General features: G+C 58.2%; 18 protein-coding genes, 3 tRNA genes and 1 pseudogene. 4 read left to right on the plus strand and 18 right to left on the minus strand.

The window, feature by feature from the left end; all coding sequences use genetic code 11:
* A pseudogene (locus tag C8D99_RS13475) lies at positions 1-353 on the minus strand (hypothetical protein); the annotation flags it as partial.
* Positions 354-498: 145 nt separating this feature from the next.
* Here C8D99_RS13475 and alaE point away from each other — a divergent pair.
* The 4 genes from alaE to C8D99_RS13495 all read left to right on the plus strand — a co-directional run bounded on the left by alaE (position 499) and on the right by C8D99_RS13495 (position 2627).
* The gene (gene alaE / locus C8D99_RS13480; RefSeq protein WP_133959031.1) at positions 499-1011 is read left to right on the plus strand and encodes an L-alanine exporter AlaE; all 513 of its coding nucleotides are present in this window, start codon (positions 499-501) and stop codon (positions 1009-1011) included.
* Entirely contained in the window at positions 992-1195 is a 204-nt protein-coding gene (locus C8D99_RS13485; protein WP_133959032.1) for a hypothetical protein, read from the plus strand. Before alaE ends, C8D99_RS13485 begins: the two co-directional genes overlap by 20 nt.
* 110 nt (positions 1196-1305) lie before the next feature.
* Complete coding sequence (locus C8D99_RS13490; protein WP_133959033.1) at positions 1306-2352, plus strand: ankyrin repeat domain-containing protein; 1047 nt, start codon at positions 1306-1308, stop codon at positions 2350-2352.
* A 59-nt stretch (positions 2353-2411) separates the two neighbouring features.
* Positions 2412-2627, plus strand: coding sequence for a hypothetical protein (locus C8D99_RS13495; RefSeq protein WP_133959034.1), 216 nt, complete (start codon positions 2412-2414; stop codon positions 2625-2627).
* A 10-nt stretch (positions 2628-2637) separates the two neighbouring features.
* Here C8D99_RS13495 and C8D99_RS13500 read toward each other — a convergent pair.
* The 17 genes from C8D99_RS13500 to C8D99_RS13580 form a co-directional block, all read right to left on the minus strand.
* A tRNA-Thr gene (locus C8D99_RS13500) sits at positions 2638-2713 on the minus strand.
* A 14-nt stretch (positions 2714-2727) separates the two neighbouring features.
* Positions 2728-2812: transfer RNA gene (locus tag C8D99_RS13505), tRNA-Tyr, on the minus strand.
* A gap of 20 nt (positions 2813-2832) precedes the next feature.
* Positions 2833-2908, minus strand: a tRNA-Thr gene (locus C8D99_RS13510).
* 322 nt (positions 2909-3230) lie between these two features.
* Positions 3231-6716, minus strand: a complete 3486-nt coding sequence (locus C8D99_RS13515) for a hypothetical protein (RefSeq protein WP_133959035.1) — start codon at positions 6714-6716, stop codon at positions 3231-3233.
* 265 nt (positions 6717-6981) lie between these two features.
* Positions 6982-8001: a mechanosensitive ion channel family protein gene (locus C8D99_RS13520; RefSeq protein ID WP_133959036.1), complete on the minus strand. Its 1020-nt coding sequence runs from the start codon at positions 7999-8001 to the stop codon at positions 6982-6984.
* A 59-nt stretch (positions 8002-8060) separates the two neighbouring features.
* Positions 8061-8360 carry a PG0541 family transporter-associated protein gene (locus C8D99_RS13525; RefSeq protein ID WP_133959037.1) on the minus strand — a complete coding sequence of 100 codons (300 nt, stop codon included), beginning with the start codon at positions 8358-8360 and terminating at the stop codon, positions 8061-8063.
* A complete protein-coding gene (locus tag C8D99_RS13530) occupies positions 8357-11464 on the minus strand; it encodes an efflux RND transporter permease subunit (RefSeq protein WP_133959038.1) in 3108 nt (1035 codons plus the stop codon). The genes C8D99_RS13525 and C8D99_RS13530 overlap by 4 nt, the downstream gene beginning before the upstream one ends.
* Positions 11461-12549: an efflux RND transporter periplasmic adaptor subunit gene (locus C8D99_RS13535; protein ID WP_133959039.1), complete on the minus strand. Its 1089-nt coding sequence runs from the start codon at positions 12547-12549 to the stop codon at positions 11461-11463. Before C8D99_RS13535 ends, C8D99_RS13530 begins: the two co-directional genes overlap by 4 nt.
* Positions 12546-13880 (minus strand): TolC family protein, encoded by a 1335-nt coding sequence (locus tag C8D99_RS13540; protein WP_133959040.1) that lies wholly within the window; start codon positions 13878-13880, stop codon positions 12546-12548. Before C8D99_RS13540 ends, C8D99_RS13535 begins: the two co-directional genes overlap by 4 nt.
* Complete coding sequence (locus C8D99_RS13545; protein ID WP_166670196.1) at positions 13870-14478, minus strand: TetR/AcrR family transcriptional regulator; 609 nt, start codon at positions 14476-14478, stop codon at positions 13870-13872. Before C8D99_RS13545 ends, C8D99_RS13540 begins: the two co-directional genes overlap by 11 nt.
* Before the next feature lie 125 nt (positions 14479-14603).
* Positions 14604-14999, minus strand: coding sequence for a 30S ribosomal protein S9 (rpsI, locus tag C8D99_RS13550; RefSeq protein ID WP_133959042.1), 396 nt, complete (start codon positions 14997-14999; stop codon positions 14604-14606).
* 25 nt (positions 15000-15024) lie between these two features.
* Positions 15025-15456, minus strand: a complete 432-nt coding sequence (gene rplM, locus C8D99_RS13555) for a 50S ribosomal protein L13 (protein WP_133959043.1) — start codon at positions 15454-15456, stop codon at positions 15025-15027.
* Between the two features lie 172 nt (positions 15457-15628).
* On the minus strand, positions 15629-16690 hold the full coding sequence (locus tag C8D99_RS13560) for a nicotinate phosphoribosyltransferase (RefSeq protein WP_133959044.1): 1062 nt from the start codon (positions 16688-16690) through the stop codon (positions 15629-15631).
* A gap of 6 nt (positions 16691-16696) precedes the next feature.
* Positions 16697-16921 (minus strand): preprotein translocase subunit SecG, encoded by a 225-nt coding sequence (gene secG, locus C8D99_RS13565; RefSeq protein ID WP_133959045.1) that lies wholly within the window; start codon positions 16919-16921, stop codon positions 16697-16699.
* 43 nt (positions 16922-16964) lie between these two features.
* Positions 16965-17576 carry an RdgB/HAM1 family non-canonical purine NTP pyrophosphatase gene (gene rdgB, locus C8D99_RS13570; protein WP_166670197.1) on the minus strand — a complete coding sequence of 204 codons (612 nt, stop codon included), beginning with the start codon at positions 17574-17576 and terminating at the stop codon, positions 16965-16967.
* On the minus strand, positions 17548-18294 hold the full coding sequence (gene rph / locus C8D99_RS13575; RefSeq protein WP_133959059.1) for a ribonuclease PH: 747 nt from the start codon (positions 18292-18294) through the stop codon (positions 17548-17550). The genes rdgB and rph overlap by 29 nt, the downstream gene beginning before the upstream one ends.
* An 11-nt stretch (positions 18295-18305) precedes the next feature.
* Positions 18306-19025, minus strand: coding sequence for a GerMN domain-containing protein (locus C8D99_RS13580; RefSeq protein WP_133959046.1), 720 nt, complete (start codon positions 19023-19025; stop codon positions 18306-18308).
* Positions 19026-19063 lie beyond the last annotated feature (38 nt).

Here is a 19063-nt window from a genome sequence, read left to right on the forward strand (position 1 = left end):
TCGATGTCGAACCGGAGCGCCACGGTGGGGCCTTCCCCGCAGCGGAGGATGCCCATAACCCCGGTGAAGCCGCCCCGGACTTTCTCAAGGAATTCCGTGTCAGCCCCCTGTTCCTTCGCCCGGAGGCAATTCTTCTCGAGCTCTTGGTCCGGGGGCAGTCCCATGCGGGATTCGTCACGGCAAACGTCACGCCCTGCAAGGACTTCATAGCCCATATCGGTGAGACGCCTGGCGATGAGAGAGGCCGTCCTCATCTCAAACCATCCGCTTTCCGCGTGCTTGTGGAAATCCCTGCGGCAGGCGACGAGCTTCTCCGTCATCCTGTCCGCCAGTTCTTCTATGTGTGCGTACACGGGCATCCCCTCCTGGTGATCATTTCTTTCCCGTATTATGGAGAAGGAAGTCCGTCTTGTCCAATGTCCCGTCAGAGATAGATGACGTTTCCATGTTATTCTCAAAAAAAGCAGTATACTGGGGCTGACGGAAGCGGAAAAAACAATGAGGAAGAAAGAACGGGCCGGGAACGGCCGTCCGGGGCAGGTGAGGTTTTTGAAAGATTCAAGGGGCTCTGCAGGGAAGAAAAAAGAAAGGCTCTGCTTCCTGATCGCCGATATCGCGGCGATGATCCTCTTTTCCACGGCATTGTGCATGTGTATCGAGATTTTCATAGCAAAGCTGACCTTCTTCCAGTCCGTCACGGCCAGAATAGCGGCCATACCTGTCAATCTCATTACCGGGAGACCCTACGGCCTTTTCCGCGACCGGCTTTTTCTCGCCCTCGAGATTGACGGGACGAAACCGTGGAAATTGATCCTGGGCGATACCCTCGCCTTTGTGATCTTCCAGGTTCCGCTTTACGTCATCGTTCTTCTCTGCGCAGGAGCGACATGGAAACAGATCGCCGTTTCGTCGGTTTTCATGTCGGCCGTCTTCTCTCTGGCAGGTCGCCCTTATGGAATCTTTCTTGATTTCTGCAGGAGGGTCGCCGGGAATGTCGTACGAAACCTGTAAGGGAAAATCCCTTGGAAATTACGGGATTCCGGCAGCAATCCCCGCACTGTCCCTGTCGCCTGAAAATATCCAGGCGATGGTGGATATTCTCCTCGACGCCATGGATTCCGAACCGTTTCCGGTGGTAGAGTTATACGGAAACGGGTCGGAAAGAATCTCCAAACCTGGGTCAGCGGTGGAGTGAAGAGGGCGGAAGAGTTGGTGGCGAAACTGGTGTCGTACCTGAAGCAGGGGAGAAACAAAAAGGACGAAGCCATTCCCTTTATGGAGTTTTAACCAGGGGAGAGGATAAAGATGACCATTGAAGAACTGAACAAAAATCTGCTTGAAGCGGCAAAACAGGGCGACATAGAGGGCGTGAAAAAAGTTCTGGAACAGGGTACTGACGTAAACGCCCGGAACAAGGACGGCAGGACGGCTATGATAGAGGCGGCGCGGTGGGGGCGTCTCACACCCGCACTGCTGGAATTGCTTGCCTCCCATGAAGCGGACGTGAATGCTGTGAATGAGTACGGCTGGACGGCGATGATGATCGCGACAAATAAAGGTCATCTCACTCTCCCTCTGCTGAAGACATTCAAGAAAAACGGGGCGATTATTGAAAGAGATTACGAGTGGCTCAAGAAAGAAGGCAGGTTGTCCCCGGAACTTGACGCCATGTTCCTTGAAGCCATGAAAGAGCCTGAAGTAAAAAAGGATATCGAAAAACTGAACTGGCAGTTATTTAAAGCGGCAGAAGAAGGGAAAATACAGGATGTGAAGAACGCCATAGAGCAGGGAGCGGACGTGAACGCCCGGAACAACAACGGGCACACCGTCCTTGAAGCATGTTTTTTTGAATGGTCTTTCTCGACGGACGTGGCATGGAGCATAGCTGCCCTTCTTTCCTCAGGGGCGATGACGGACGGCACAGCCCGGGATTTTATAACACGGCTTGAGGACAAAAGCGACATTAACGCATGGGAACGGGCAGCCTATGCACTGCTTCTGGCATCCTTCCTTTACCCGGAGCAAAGCGAAGTACTCGACGGACACATTGCGAAAAATCGTTCCCGGGCTGCCAACCTGGTTCTTCCAGCCATAACCGGCACAAATATCTCCATGCAGAACAATTTTTTAAGAGTCCTCTCTTCAGGGCGGGCGTCCGCACTGTCCCTGTCGCCTGAAAACATTCCAGCTATGGTGGGCATCCTCCTTGACACCCTGGATTCCGACCCGGCACTGGCAGTCGAATTCATAAAGAAACGCGTCGGGAAGAACCTCGAAGCCTGGGCCGGTGACGGAGTTGAAGGGGCGGACAGGCTGGTGTCGAGGCTGGTCCCTTACTTGAAAAAGAGATAAACATGAAGAAAGACGATACTGTGCCGTTTATGGAATTTTGACACCTTGAGAAGATAAGGATGACTATCGACGAACTGAACCGAAAACTGCTTGAAGCTACAAAACGGGGCGACATCGAAGGCATGATGGAAGCCCTGAAACAGGGAGCCGAAGTGAACTCCCGGGACGGATGGGGCAGGATGGCGATGCAGGAGATTGTGAGGGGCGGAAGAGGTGCGTCCAGACCCCTTCCCAATAAAAAATCAAGACTTCAGCTAAAAGAGCTGAAGCCTTGATTTTACTTACTGGAGCCGACTTCCGGACTCGAACCGGAGACCCCATCCTTACCATGGATGTGCTCTACCTGCTGAGCTAAGTCGGCTTCTTTGTATAAAATGGTGGTGGGAGAAGGATTCGAACCTTCGTAGACGGTGTCGGCAGATTTACAGTCTGCTGCCTTTGACCACTCGGCCATCCCACCACTTCTTTGCTTTGTCAAGCTGGAGCCGGCACCCGGACTCGAACCGGGGACCTGCTGATTACAAGTCAGCTGCTCTACCAGCTGAGCTACACCGGCTCAACGAAGGTATATTATAGCGGGTCAAACGGAGATGTCAACCTTCGATTTGCTCCCCGGAAAGTTTTTTATCGCCCGGCATGTCCCATGCTGCAACGGAATTGTATTTATCGGTGCGGTCACCACCCGATCTTTTTCGCCGCTCCGACCGGAAGAGATCGCCGTCCCGGATGACATGATCCGGAACCCGGGGGTCCTGGCCTTGCGAAGTTTTTCAAGATGGGCTTCATTTCCCTTGCGATAAAAGGCCCCTCTCCCGTTTCTCCGGAGAGGGGCCTGCTCTGTAACTCAGTCAGAATGCATCGGAAAAATACCTGACCGCCTACCGTGCCGTATATACACCGGATGCCGAGACGGTTCCCCCCCTCTGGACCGTGACGCTCCTGTCCGCAGGAGACCTCCACCCTTTCACGTAGGAGAAGGAAATGACGCGATTGCCCACGAGGATTTCGGCCACAGTCTGGCCGCTTTCGTAGCTTCCTCTTCCGTCAATGCTCCATCGCGCTTCTTTGGGGCCGTCGATAGTCACTGTAATTGACCCGGTATTCTGGGTGTATGCGGCCGAAACGGTGGTCGTGGCTCCCCTGCTGACGGTGATGGTTTTGGGTTCAGGCTTGATCCTGCCGGACACATCGGAGAAGATGATCCTGTAGGTTCCCACGACAATGCTGCCCGCCGTCCATCCGCCGGGGTAATTCCCCTTTCCGTCGAGGCTCCACCGACCGTCTTTTGTACCGGTAATCTCGACTTTGACCGATCCGGTATGGCGGACATAGGTGCCGGAAGTTCTGGATACTGCTCCGTTGCGGACGGTGACTCTCTGATTTTCCGGTTTCGTCCACCCCGGAACTTCGGAGAAGGAGAGCACCGGATTACCGACCTCAATCCCCCCCGCAGTCTGACCAGCTGTGTAGGCACCTTTTCCGTCCAGGGCCCAGCGGGCTTCTTTCGGGCCTTCAATTGTTACGGTCACTGAGCCTGTGTGCTTGACATAGGCTCCGGCAGCCGATGCAGTGCCGCCTTTGGCTACCGTAACCGCGGCATCTGCCGGCCTGGTCCAGTCAGGGACATCAGAGAAGGAGACGGTATATTTCCCCGTGGGGACATTTTTCAGCATGTAGCCGCTTTCATAGCTCTCCTTGCCTCCGAGGCTCCATTTGGCTTCCTTCGGGCCGTCGAATTTTACGCTGACAGCCCCCACATGGCGGACATATTTCTTGTCCATGGAAGCCATTCCGTCCTTGGTTACAGTGACGGAAACATCCGAGGGGCTGTCCCAGTCCGGGGCTTCTGTAAATGAAACGGTATATTTTCCCGTGGGAATGTTCTTTTGCACGTGACCGCTTTCATAGCTGCCCTTGCCGTCCAGGCTCCATTTTGCGCCTTCGGGGCCATCGATCTTCACGGAGACGGAGCCTACGTGGCGGACATATTTCTTGTCCATGGAAGCCATCCCGTCCTTTGCAACGGTGACTTCGGCGTCGGCGGGCCTTGTCCACTCCGGAACGTCGGTGAAGCTCACCACATACTTTCCGGTGGGCACGTTCTCAATCACGGAACCGCTGTCGAAGGCATTGCCGTCGAAGGTCCATTTCGCCTCTTTCGGACCGTCGATCTTCACGGAGACGGAGCCTACGTGGCGGACGTATTTGCCGTCCAGGGTCGCCGTCCCGTCCTTTGCAACGGTGACTTCGGCATCGGCTGGCTTTGTCCACTCCGGAACGTCGGCGAAGCTCACCCCATACTTTCCGGTGGGCACGTTCTCAATCACGGAACCGCTGTCAAATTCCTTGCCGTCGAAGGTCCACTTCGCTTCTTTCGGACCGTCGATTGTCACGGAGACGGCCCCCACGTGGCGGATGTAGGTTTCTGAAACCGAGGCTGTTCCATCCCTGGTAACGGAGACTGATACATCGGCGGGTTTCGTCCACTCCGGGAGATCATAGAAGGAAACCGTGTATGTTCCGGTGGGAACGCTGGTGATGACGTGGCCGCTCTCAAAACCGCCCCGCCCGTCAAAGATCCACCGTGCGTCCTCTGGACCTTCTATCTTCACTGCCACTGCCCCCACGTGGCGGACATATTTGCCGTCCAGGGACGCCGTCCCGTCCTTTGCAACGGTGACTTCGGCGTCGGCGGGCTTGGTCCACTCCGGAACGTCGGCGAAGCTCACCAGGTACTTTCCGGTGGGCACGTTCTCCACCGCGGAACCACTGTCGAAGGCCTTGCCGTCGAAGGTCCACTTCGCCTCTTTCGGACCGTCGATTGTCACGGAGACGGCCCCCACGTGGCGGATGTAGGTTTCTGAAACCGAGGCTGTTCCATCCCTGGTAACGGAGACTGATACATCGGCGGGTTTCGTCCACTCCGGGAGATCATAGAAGGAAACCGTGTATGTTCCGGTGGGAACGCTGGTGATGACGTGGCCGCTCTCAAAACCGCCCCGCCCGTCAAAGATCCACCGTGCGTCCTCTGGACCTTCTATCTTCACTGCCACTGCCCCCACGTGGCGGACGTACCTGCCGTCCAGGGTCGCCGTCCCGTCCTTTGCAACGGCAACCTCGGCGTCGGCGGGCTTGGTCCACTCCGGAACGTCGGCGAAGCTCACCACATACTTTCCGGTGGGCACGTTCTCAATCACGGAACCGCTGTCAAATTCCTTGCCGTCGAAGGTCCACTTCGCTTCTTTCGGACCGTCGATTGTCACGGTGACGGAGCCCACATGGCGGACGTATTTGCCGTCCAGGGTCGCCGTCCCGTCCTTTGCAACGGTGACTTCGGCATCGGCTGGCTTTGTCCACTCCGGAACGTCGGCGAAGCTCACCAGGTACTTTCCGGTGGGCACGTTCTCAATCACGGAACCGCTGTCAAATTCCTTGCCGTCGAAGGTCCACTTCGCTTCTTTCGGACCATCTATCTTCACTGAGACGGCCCCCACGTGGCGGACATATTTGCCGTCCAGGGACGCCGTCCCGTCCTTTGCAACGGTGACTTCGGCGTCGGCGGGCCTTGTCCACTCCGGAACGTCGGTGAAGCTCACCACATACTTTCCGGTGGGCACGTTCTCAACCACGGAACCGCTGTCAAATTCCTTGCCGTCAAAGGTCCACTTCGCCTCTTTCGGACCGTCGATTTTCACTGACACGGAGCCAACATGGCGGACGTACTTGCCGTCCAGGGTCGCCGTCCCGTCCTTTGCAACGGTGACTTCGGCGTCGGCGGGCTTGGTCCACTCCGGAACGTCGGTGAAGCTCACCACATACTTTCCGGTGGGCACGTTCTCCACCGCGGAACCACTGTCGAAGGCCTTGCCGTCGAAGGTCCACTTCGCCTCTTTCGGACCGTCGATTGTCACGGAGACGGAGCCAACATGGCGGACATACTTGCCGTCCAGGGCCGCCGTCCCGTCCTTTGCAACGGTGACTTCGGCATCGGCTGGCTTTGTCCACTCCGGAACGTCGGCGAAGCTCACCACATACTTTCCGGTAGGCACGTTCTCAACCGCGGAACCGCTGTCAAATTCCTTGCCGTCAAAGGTCCACCTGGCTTCTTTCGGGCCGTCGATTATGACGGTGACTGCCCCGGTCTCAGGGGGTACTACATCTGGAGACTGGACGGCTGCAGCTTCACCTCCGCCCGGGACAGGAATGTCCGGAGCTGCTCCCGCCGCCGGAACGTCCGGGCTTACCTCTTCAGCAGAGAGAGGCGCTGCCTGGATACAACCTCCCAGCAGGAGAAGAGCAACAAACAGGCAGAATAACGGCCTCGGGGAAACAATGCGCAAGGGCTTGAGAAAACGCAATCTCACTGCAAACCACCTCCGGATTCGAATGGTATGTGACTGGTCCGCCTTTCGGGGCGCGTATCAAACCTTTCGGAAAGAAAACCGTTCCTTGCCTCTCCAGATTTTCCCTGCACGAGGAGCCCAAAACATTCCCGCACGCGCTGAAACGGGGAGTGAAACAGTTGGCCGGGGAAAAGACCCGTTGTGGTGAAGTATAGTGCATCTCCGGAATTCGTCAATATTTCAAGAAAAGAGAGATAAAACCCCGGAAAACAATACTGCAGTAATTTTACCCCCGAAGCAGCTCTTCTTTTGCCGGGGGAAGGATGTCGTCTCCGTTCCTCCCCGGCGCAGACCAGGAAACGTTCTCTCCTGCCCCGCTGTTCACCTCGGCCCGTGCCCTGGGCAGCCAGACCGGATGTTCGCGGCGGAGCCAGTCCATCATTTTTTCACGGACATGGCAGCGGAGATCCCAGGCGGCTCCAGAATTCGCGGCACTCATGAGAGCCCGGACCTCCATGGATCGGGATGTACAGTCCGTCACCTGCAGGGCTTTCGCCCTCCCGTCCCACAGGGGCGTTGTTCCGAGCACGGTGTTGAAGAACGCACGTATCTCCTCCATGTCAGCAGAAAAATCCACATGGAAAAAAGCCGTGCCGATAATGTCCGCCGAAACGCGGGTCCAGTTCTGGAAGGGCTTTTCAAGGAAGTAGGTCGTCGGAAGAACGAGGCGGCGGGAATCCCAGAGCCTGAGAACCACATAGGTGAAAGTGACCTCTTCCACCCTGCCCCACTCCCCTTCGGCGACGACCACATCGTCGATGCGGATGGGCTGGGCAATGGCGAGGTGGATTCCTGCGAGGAATGTGGCCACCGTTCTCTGGGCGGATAGCCCCACGATGATGCCCGCCACGCCTACGGAGGCGAGAAGGGACGTGCCTATGCGCCTGAAATCGTCGATGCTCAGGAGCGCCAGGGAGACTGAAAGGAAGATGATAAGGATGACGAGCAGCCTTTTGAAGAGAATGAACTGAGTCTGGACTTTCCGGGCCTTGAGGTTGTCGGCGGCGGAGATGTCGAACCTGTTCCTGAAGTAGATTTCGAAAAGACTGACCGCACCGAGGGCAAGCCACGTCAGGGATGCCACGAGGCCTATTTTCGCCGACCTGAGGAGAATGCGGGAAGCCGCCGGTGAAAATTTTGCTTCCGCATAGGGGAGGGCGGCTATGAAAACCATGGCGAGCATGGCCACAAGGGCAGGCACAATAAGGTGTTTCCGGATTGCGGGGACGGGTATGTACTGTGTCATGAATTTCCCCCTTTCTTTCCGCTCTTCGATTGTAACCGAAAGGAAAGAAAGGGGGAAGGCTACAGAAGCCGCTCCGCCTTCTGGACGAAAATTTCGACCCCTGTCCGGCGGACATAATCATCACTGAGGAAGGACTGGAATTTCTCCCTCAGCGGAGCAAGCAACTCATCCCCGCAGAGGAACTGCACCGACCAGTTCTTTCCGGGGAAAACGGCATCGTCCCACCGGGTGCCGTCTCCCTCGTTGTCCTTCCGGAGGACGTTACGCCAGACCGAGTAGGCGGAGACTCCCAGTCCGTCCAGCATTTCGCAGATTTCCCGTCCCAGCGTCTCGCCTGCGTGAATCCAGACCATGTTCATGATTTCGTCACCGCCTCCATGAATCTTCCCTTATTCCTCAGTTTTTCCTCGAAGAGGCTGTAGATCACGGGAACCAGCACCAGGGTGACCAGGGTGGAGATCATGAGCCCTCCCATGACCGAAATGGCGAGAGGTTTCCAGAGTTCAGCCCCCTGGGCCTTGCTCAGCGCCATGGGGAGCATACCGAAGAAGGTGGTGAGGGTGGTCATGAGTACGGGACGGAGCCTGCGCCCTCCTGCACTGATCAGGGCTTCCCGAAGAGGCGTTCCCCTGGCCCGGAGCAGGTTCACGTAGTCCACCAGCACGATGGCGTTGTTCACCACGATGCCCACAAGCATGACGATTCCCAGGAGCCCCTGGAGGGAGAGATAGAGTCCTGTCAAAAGATAGGCGAAGGCTACTCCTGTGAGGGCGAAGGGGATGCTGAACATGATGATGAACGGATCGAGATAGGCTTCGTATTGCCCCGCCATGACCATGTAGACCAGGAGCACTCCCAGAAGGACCAGAAGGCCCATCTGTCGGAAGGCGTCCCCCTGTTCGCGGATCTGCCCGCCGAACTCGACGGTAACGCCCGAAGGTATGTCCACTTCCGCCACCGCAGTCCGGGCATCTTTGGTAACCTCTCCGAGAGACCGCCCGTGAACGTTCGCTTCCACCACCACGTAGCGCTGTTTATTCTTTCTCTGGATCTCCGGGGGACCTGCAGTATCCCGGTACGAAGCCACAGTTGAAAGGCGCACCATTTTCCCCGAGGCGGAGGGAACCATGAGACGGCCGAAGATATTCCGGGAGTTGCGCTGTTCTTCCCGGAGACGGAACCGTATGGGGTAGTCGTTCTCTCCTTCCCAGTAGCTTTCATTCGTCTCGTGGCCGTAAAAATAGGTCCTGAGGGCACCGGCCACGGCATAGGTGCTCACCCCCAGGAGGGACGCCTTTTCCCGGTCTACGTCCACCCGGATTTCCGGCCTGTTCTGTTTCTGGCTCAGGCTGACGTCCACAGTACCGGGGATGGTGCGGAGAAGATCTGCGATCCTCCCCGACATGCGGACCACCTGGTCGAGATCGTCGCCGAAAATTTCTATGTTCAGGGGCTTGGCGCCGAGGAACATTGACTTGATGGGCGACGTGACAAGCACGTTGAGCTTTTCGATTCCGGGCTGCTCCCGCAGCCATGACCGGAGAGACTCTCCCACCTCGAAGGCGGTGCGTTTTCTCAGCCCTTTGTCCACCAGCTTGAGGCCCACGTTGCCGATGTTCGGTCCTGCCTGCTGCCCTGCGGCGACGGCAAACCCCTTTTCGTCCCTCCCGTCGTAGCCGTAGACGTTGGTGGCTTCGGGGACGGTTTTCCGTGCATGCTCGATGGTGCGGAGAACCAGCCTGTCGGTTGCATCAATGCCCGTTCCTTCCGGGAGGGTCATGGTGATGGTGATTTCTCCCGTGTCGGGATCCGGGGAAAGCTCGGTGCCGATGAACCGGAATCCGGCAAAGGTGAGCCCGAGGATAACCAGGGCGGCCAAAACCACCATTTTCCTGTTTTCAAGAGACCATTCAAGCAGACTCTCGTATCCCCTTTCGAGCCGGCCGATGAAGGCGTCGGTAAAACGGTGGAGCCTGAGGCGGTCTTCCTCCCGGCGGAAGAAGAAGCTTCCCATCATGGGAATAAAGGTAAGACTCACGAAAAGTGACGCCGAAACCGCCGCCACCATGACCACCGTAAGGGAGGAAAAGAAGACTCCCACCAGCCCCCGGATAAAGGCAAGAGGAAGAAGCACCACCACCGTGGTGAGGGTGGAGGCCACGAGCGCCGACTGGACTTCCGCCGTGCCGACGACGCAGGCGACGGATCTCCGGGCGCCCTTTTCGATATGGTAGACCACCTGGTCGGTGGAGACGATGCAGTTGTCCACCACCATTCCGCTGGCCATGGCCAGGGCGGAGAGGGTGAAGATGTTGATGGTGTAGTCCAGTTCTCCCATGAAGATGAAGGTGATGACCAGGGAGAAGGGAATGGCGGCGCAGACGATGAGGGAGGCGGAAAGGCGTTTGAGAAAAATCCAGGTGACTGCGAAGACCAGGATTACCCCCGCGAGGAGGGACTGTGTCAGGTTGTTGATGGAGTTGAGAATGAACTCTGAGGTGTTCATGCCGATGTGGTAGTCCACGTCAGAGGGGAATTCTTTCTCCTTGAGCTCTTCCAGCCGGCCGAGCACCGCCCGGGAAACCTCCACCGTATTGGCGTCGCTGGTCTTGAGAACGGCCATGATGACCGCTTCCCTGTCGAAATGATAGCCCCTGAGGTCCCGGTCCCTGTATGTATCGGCCACCTCCGCCACATCTGCAAGGTGGACGGGGCGTCCGCCTGCAACGCCAACCACGGTCCGGCCGATTTCTTCCACCGAGGTGAAGCGGCCGGGAATACGGACGTAATATTCCGTGCGGCCCTGTTTCAGGGAGCCTGCCGGTATATTGAGATTTTCCCGCTCCACGGCGGCAATGACCGAAGAAATGGGGATGCCGAAGGCTTCAACTTTTTCAGCGTCGATCCTCACCTGGATTTCCCTCTGCTTCCCTCCGTAGACCAGTACCTGCCCCACTCCGGGAATCCGGGAGAGGTTCTCCACCACTGTCTTGTCGACAAAGTGATGGAGCCCTTCCCAGGATCGTTCCGCAGTGAAGGAGAGGGTAAGGAAGGGGATGGTGCCTGAGGTTATGCGAAGGAGAATGGGCTCCTCGGCATCTCCGGGGAGGTCCCTCCGGGCGAAATTGACGGAATCCCGGATGTCCCCCATCTTCACGTCCAGGTTCACACCCCACTTGAACTTGACCGACACTACGGAGATGTTGTCCATGGACTTGGAGAAAATGGTGTCCACACCCTCGATGAGAGAGACCTTGTCCTCCACAACCTTGGTGACCCGCTGTTCCACGTCGCTGGCGGAGGCGCCCGGCCAGGTGACAAGGACGTTCACTACCGGAGGCTCGATGTTCGGCAGCAAATCGAGCTTGAGGCCGAGGAAGACTATCCCACCCACGAGAATGACCGCGAGAAAGACCATGAGCATGGAAACCCTGCGGTTGACGGAGAGTTCCGGGAGATTCATTTTTCCGCCGCCTTCACGGGTGTGCCGTCCCTGAGTTTTTCAGACCTGGCGGCGATCACCGCTTCATTCTTTTCAAGGCCGGAAAGGACTTCCAGAAAATTATCCCTCTCGGCACCTGTTGTAATGATTCTCAGCCTGGCCACGCTGTCAGAAACCACGTAGCATACTGATTCTCCCGTGCCCGCCATTCTGCCCACAGCCTCGAGGGGAAGGCCGACCCCCTCCCGGACACCGGTCCGAATGGTCACCCGGGCATACATTCCCGGAAGGAGGGCACCTTCGGAGGAAAGGAGGACGTCCACTTTCCCTGTGCGGGTGACAGGGTCGAGCGAGGGGTGAACCCTGGAGACGGCGGCCTCGAACCTCTTCCCGGGAAAGGCGTCCACTGTGACCAGCGCCTTCTGCCCCTCCTTCACCCTGGGGAAGAGCTGTTCGGGTACGGTCCCCGACACTTTCACTCTCTCCCGGCGGGCAAGTATGAAGACCGGCGACTGGGAAACGGTGTCCCCCGGGTCTATGTGCCGGGTGAGAATCACTCCTGAGATGGGGGCTGTTATAGTGTGGTATCCCAGTATAATTTTCAGCTGGTTCAGCACTGCCCTGGCCTCCTGGACCTGCCGGGCAGCCATCCTGGTCTCCCCCCGGGCCCGGTCGAACTGCTGGCGACTGACCACCTGCTCCCTGTAGAGGGCTGAAATGCGCTCGAAATCGGCGGCGACGGTGGAAGAATAACTCGAGGCACGGCCGAGGGACGCTTCGGCCTGGAGGATCTGCTGCCGGGCAAGGCTGTCGTCCACCTCCGCCAGAGGATCCCCTTCCTTCACAGCATCCCCTTCGGAGACGAAGACCCGGAGGACCGTTTTTCCAGGCACCTTGCAGACTACGGCCGCTTTCTCCTCCGGCTCGATGCCCGCGGCGAATGACACCCTGTCCTCGAAGGTCAGGGTTTTAAGAAAGACTGTTTCCACGGGAAGGACTTCCGGGGCAGGAACGCCGCTTCCCGATGTTTCCTTCTCGTGCCATCTGTAGATGATGAGCCCCCCGAAAAGGAAGATAAACAACAGAAGTGCAAGCACTTTTTTCATTCCTCTGCCTCCTGGAAAAACGCTTTTCCGGTACTGCCCATGGCCCAGTCGATTTCCACCCTGGCTTTTTTCGAGTCGTACAGGCCTTCCACAAGCTGGTTCCTTGCGTTCGCAAGGGCCACGGACGCATCAAGCACGTCGATGTTGGTCCCCACCTGGGCCACGTAGCGTTTCAGAGCCATGCGATAGTCCTCTTCCGCCGCCGCCACCATGGCCTTTCCCACCTCGATCCTCCTGAGGGATGACTCGAAGTTCGTACGGGCTACGGAGATTTCGAGCTCGATCTGCCGCTTCAGATCCTCGGCCTGGTGAAGCAGTTCTTCCGCCGCGGCCTTCGCTTCCCTGGCCCGGGAGGACGACTCGCCGCCGTCGAAGAAGGTCCAGGAGGCCTGGAGAGTAATCTTCCAGTCATCCATTTTTGAAGGGAAGAAGGTTTCGTCCGCCCTGTAGATCTCGCCGAAAAGGACAACCCGGGGCCCTCCGGAAGCCCTTGCCGCTTTCGCGGCAAAAAGAGCCGAATGCATGGCCCTGTCCAGAGCCCGCATCTCCGGCCGGGAGGCAAGGCCTTCCGCCACGGGGTCGGAAGGAAGGGGAGAAAAATCCCCGAGCGCATCTTCTGCCGGAAGGGTGAATGCCGGGCGGAGGGACGTTCCGACTGCCCGGGAAAGGCCGTGCCATGCCACGTCAACGGCGTTCATCGCCCGGATACGTCCCAGTTCGGCCTCTGCGACGGAGACTTCCACCCGGAGAACGTCGTTTTTCGCCACCACGCCGTTCCGGAAGAGAGCCTGCACCTGCCGGAGGTGTTCCTTTGCCAGGGAGAGAGTCTCCTCCGCTACGGAAAGTCTCCCGACCGACCGCCGCAGGTCGTACCATGCAGAAGTTACCGCCCACTCCACTCCCTGGGCGGTGCGCTTCTCCGCAGCCTCTACCCCCTCCAGGGCAAGGCGCCGGGAGTCCACGGAATACCGGACGGCCCCCCCGCTGTAGATGAGCTGGCTCAGCGTCAGGGCTGCCTTCCAAGTGGTCCGAAAGCCGGCCTGGGCATACCCGACCTGCTGTCCTCCTATGAAAACGGGATGGAACGGATCCTTCTCTGCCGTCTGGTAGAGAAGGGATACTCCAAGCTGGGGCAGCGCCGGGGCACCCGCCTGGTGTATCCGCTCCCGTGCCTGGGCGATCCGCTGCCGTCCGGCGGCCAGGACGGGATTGTTGACTGCGGCGAGGGAAAGGGCTTTTTCAAGGGAAAGAGGCTCCGCCCCGTGTGCCGCCTGCCCCTGCATAAGAACCAGGAGGAGAAGACACAAAAGGGAGAGAATCCTACGGTTCATTGCCAATACCTCCCAGAACCGAACGGATGAGGAACCTCCAATTACGCCTGGCTTCTTCCCGCGTAATCGTAAGTTCGATGTTGAGAATGATGCCGTTCAGGATGCCTACGAACATGTTGACCAGCTCCCGGTGGCTGATCCCCCGGCGGGTAAGGATGTTCCCGGGAAAAACGGCTTCGATGACCGATATAGCGTCCTCGGTGATGGAGGCCCGGAGTGTGGTGACGAGTTCGATCATTTCCTCCCGGCCCCGCATGGCCTCGAGCTGAAGGTGAACGAAAAGAAGCCTGCAGACCGGATCTTCAGCGAAAATGTCGATGAGCCGCTCCCCCCGGGTGAGAAAGAAATCCATGGCTTCTCCGGGAGGCAGCTCGAGTCCGGGAGGCAGGACGATGCCCTTGAGCCGCTCCGCCTCTTCGGCCACCACAGCCTTGTACACTTCCCACTTGCCGGGGAAATACCAGTACACCGCTCCCTTGCTGACTCCCGCATTCCTTGTTATGTATTCCATGCTCGTTCCGTAGAACCCCCTGGCGGCGAATCCTTCCCTGGCCGCCCTGAGAATGGCTTTGCGTGCCTCTCTGCCTTCTTCCGCCACATAAATACCTCCCGACCGTTCAGTATGCAGAACTATACTCCATACCGAACGGTCGGTCAATAAAGCAGACGAAAAAAGGGACAGGCCAAAGGCCTGTCCCAGGAAACACTGTTGCGGTTGGCCGATTAACGCTTGGAGAACTGGCGGAGTCCCCGGGCGCCCTTCTGGCCGAACTTTTTCCGTTCCACCATGCGGGGGTCCCTGGTAAGGAGCCCGTTCTTCTTCAGGACGGGACGAAGCTCGGGATTGAGCTTCAAAAGCGCCCTGGCGATTCCGAGCCGCACCGCGCCGGCCTGGCCTGTAAGGCCGCCGCCGGAGGCACGGACAAAAACGTCAATCTTTCCCTCAAGGCCGGCCGATTTCAGCGGCTGCAGAGCGTTGAGCTGCCATGCGACTCTCGGGAAATAATCTTCCACGGTTCTTTCGTTGACTTTAATCGTCCCGTCGCCGGGGCGAACCCGCACGCGAGCCAGGGCGCATTTTCTTCTTCCGGTTCCCCAGCAGTATGCTGTATTCTGCATCGAGTCTTTTCCCCCTCCCCGAATTTTACACTTCAATGGCAACGGGCCGCTGCGCCGCGTGAGGGTGCTCCGGTCCCGCATACACTTTGAGCTTCTTGTGGAGCTTCAGGCGCGTTCTGGGCAGCATGCCCTTAACGACCCTCTCCATGAGCTGCACGGGCTTCTTGTCCATCATCTCGCCGTAGGTGGCGGAGCGGAATCCGCCGAGGTAGCCGGTGTAATAATGGACGGTGCTCTTGAGCCTCTTGTTGCCCGTGAGCTTCGCTTTTTCGGCGTTGATTATCACGACAAAATCGCCGCAGTCAACGTGGGGGGTGTAGGTGGGCTTGTTCTTCCCCATGAGGATCTTGGCAACCTGTGACGCAATGCGACCCAGGGGCTTGTCTGTGGCGTCGACGATATACCACTGGTGCTCGACCTTTTCTTTTACGGCCATAAAGGAACGACTGTCCGACATGGAATTTCCTCCTTCATTCTCTTTCCTGTTTCATTTTTCTATAGTCAAAGATCACACAAACGCCGTTGGAGGAAGCGCCGCCCCAAGCATCTCGGGGGACGTGGCAGGGTTCCCCGGGGGCTTGCTTTCTCCGCCGACGCGGCGAAATGATGCACGGTTCGACTCCAGTCTGTTATTTTACACGAATGAGCCGGGGGTTTTCAATCCTCCCCGGCAATCTTCCTCTTTTTGCCACGGGAAGCCCGTCGATTTCCTTGATATCCATGGTCATGTCGATGGGGTTCGCATGGGAAATGTAGCTTCCTACACCGAAGGCGTCGGCTCCCGCAGCGGAGAGTTCCCGTATCCTGTCGGGATAGAGCCCGCCGGAGGCGATGATCCGGACATGACCGTACCCGGCAAGGTCGAGGCGATACCGTATTTCCCGGACAAGGTCCGGCGACACCCCTCCCCGTTCGCCGGGCGTGTCCAGCCTGACAGCGGAGAGCCTGTCGCCCAAGGCTTCTGCAACCCTGAGGGTTTCCTCCGCTTCGTCCTTGAAGGTGTCCACAAGGACGATTCTCTGGTCACCGGACGGCATGACGGCATCGTAATGCTTCGCGAGGGCCACCGTATCTCCGACAAGGAGCACAGCCGCGTGGGGCACCGTACCCATGGGATCGATTCCCGCAAGCCGGGCGCCCAGTATGCAGCTCGCTCCGCTGCACCCTCCGACACGGACGGCGGTCCGCTCCATAACAGGGGCAATGGCCGGGTGGACATGCCTTGCACCGAAGCAGAGAACAGGTTTTCCATCCGCAGCCTCGACACATGCCCTGGCCGCAGTGGCCCAGGAGGATGCGCTTGCGAGCATGCCCAGCAGAACCGTCTCGTAGAGGCCGAACTCTCCGTAGGGACCGCAGATCCTGACGAGAACTTCTTTGGGAGAGAAGGAATCTCCTTCCCTGAGAGCTTCCACTTCCACGTTCCTTTCAGCCAGAAGGGTCATCACTTCTTCAAGACCGGCGAAAACGCCGTTCTTCCGGGCAAAGACCTCAGCGGTGACCGGGGCGGACAGGCGCCCTGCATCCCGGAGAACATCCCGGGTCTTGACGAAATATACGTCTGTTGTATAGCCGCCGAGAATTTCCTCGTGGGTGGCCGAATGAAGCCTTTTTCCTTCCACAGAGTACTTCCGGACGTCCTCGAAACCGTCAAGAGGCCCGGAAGTGCCGCAGCGGTTTCCGGAGTTCATGTCAGCCTAGTAGAGAACAAGTATTATGGATGTGACCATGAAGAGACCGGTCAGGACCACGGTAATCTTCGAAAGTCCTGTGAAGCGCTGCCACTGGTTTCCCCCCATGTCGGCCTGGGTTCCCCCGCCGAAGATTCCGGAGAAACCGCCCTGCTTTCTCTGCTGCAGGAGCACGACGCCTGAAAGGGCAAGGCAGAGCAGTATGTGGACAATACCAAGAAAGGTCTTCACGTTGCGCACCTCCTAAAAATAGGAACCAATTCCAGACAAAGAGTTATTCTATCATAGATATACGGGAAAGGATATCCAGCAAACGATAACCTGCTACAGCCCTGTGGGAAATTTTTCTTTTTATGTCATCCGGGATTTCCCCGAAGGTCCCGTCGTATCCTGCGGGAGAAAATATCGGGTCATAGCCGAATCCGCGGGTCCCCCTCGGAGCCCGGACGACTTCACCGGGACACTCCCCTTCGGTGAGGAGACAGATACCGTCAGAAGGGAAATAGAGGGCGAAGGCCGCCACGTACCTTGCAAACCGGTCATCTTTTTCTCGAAGCGCATCGAGCATCCACCTGATGCGGGCCGGGTCGTCCTCCGCCATCCGGGCGGAATGAATGCCGGGCTTCCATTCGAGAGCCCGCACCTCCACTCCGCTGTCGTCAGCCAGGGAGGGAAGTCCGGTGAGAAGAGCCCAGGCCCTGGCCTTGAGCCGGGCATTCGCGCTGTAGGTGGTGCCGGTCTCTTCCACGTCGAGGGAGGCGTGTTCAGGGCCGAAGAGGATGTCCACGCCCAGGGGAGAGAATAAGTCCGCCACCTCGGCAAACTTTCCCCGGTTGCCGCTGGCGAAGAGGATGCCCTCAGGAAAGAGCCGTTTCGCCGTCTTCAATGCCGAGAGCCTCCTTCTGAAGCCCGATGATTTCAAGGGTTCCCTTTGCCGCAAGGAAGAGAAGGGCTGAGAGATCTCCGGAGGTAAAGACTGAGCCTTCCCCCGTCCCCTGTATTTCCACGTACTCTCCACGGTGGTTCATCACCACGTTCATGTCCACCTCGGCGGCACTGTCCTCGGCATAGCAGAGATCGAGGAGAGGAGAACCGCCAACTTTCCCCACGCTGACCGCGGAAAGAAAAAACCTGAGCGGAAGGACTGAGAATATGCCCTTTGCCCGAAGGGCGCGGAGAGCGTCGAAGAGGGCGACAAACCCTCCTGAGACGGCGGCGGTTCTTGTTCCCCCGTCAGCCTGGAGGACGTCACAGTCGAGAATGACGGTCCTTTCGCCGAGGGCTTCCATGTCCACGCAGGCCCTCAGGGAGCGGCCGACAAGGCGCTGGATCTCTGTGCTTCTTCCGTCGGGACCGCCCCTGGAGGTCGAGCGGGATACCCGGACGGAGGTGGATCTCGGAAGCATGGCGTATTCGGCGGTCACCCAGCCCCGGCCCGTTCCCCGGAGAAAGGGAGGAACTTTTTCCTCCACAGTGGCCGTGCAGAGCACCCTTGTATCGCCGAAGGAGGCCAGCACTGACCCTTCGGCATAGCGGGTGAAGTTCCTCTGGAAGCTGACGGGGCGGAGTCCATCGTCCCTTCTGCCGTCAATCCGGAGCGCCATGGCAGAGAGACTCACTGGGGGAGCTGCCAGGGCACCGTAAGATCCACCGGGGCCCCTTCAGAGGCAACCTTGCCGTTGATCAGGAACCGGACCTTGGTAAGGGGAGGGAAATTCTCGGTTATGGTCCGCACCACGGCGGTTATGAACAGGGTGCTCTCCTTCGCCCCAAGCTTCGCAAGAGAGGAGATGAAGGACGCGTTCAGGTTGAGGAAGAGGGTATCGCCGCTCCTGAAGACGTTGAGCACCTTCATGTCAGGCGAGAACCTGCCCGGCACCAGGGAGATAATCTTGCCGAACACCTGGCGGATGTCATCCTCCATAATGCCAGAGAGGATGTCGGTCTTCTCCGAGACGATGGCCCCTTCCCTGGGAAAATAAACCGAGAAGGCCACTTTGCGGGCATTCACCCGTATTTCGGTACTTCCACCCTCGAGGACCCCCTGGGCTTCCTGCCGGTCGGAGGCTACGTCCTTCCTCATGAGTATGTCCTTTTTATCGAGCATCCTCAGGGCGAGAGAGGTTCCCACATACCCGGCGACGAAGCAGAAAGCCACAACAGCCAGCCATGCGATGATCCGGATGAGGAGCGGGGCCTTTTTCGTCTCCGGTTCTTCGGCCCTCCTCCTTCTCACCGGCCGTCTTTCTTCACGGAAGGACAAGGGTTCTTCCTGCTCCGCCTCCCTCCGCCGCACTTCAAAACCGTCATCATAGTCGTCATATTTCCGGGGCATAACTGCATTCTCCTCCCTCGGTCAGCGTTCCCGTCAGG

This window comes from Aminivibrio pyruvatiphilus (genome assembly GCF_004366815.1).
Taxonomy (GTDB): Bacteria; Synergistota; Synergistia; order Synergistales; family Aminobacteriaceae; genus Aminivibrio; species Aminivibrio pyruvatiphilus.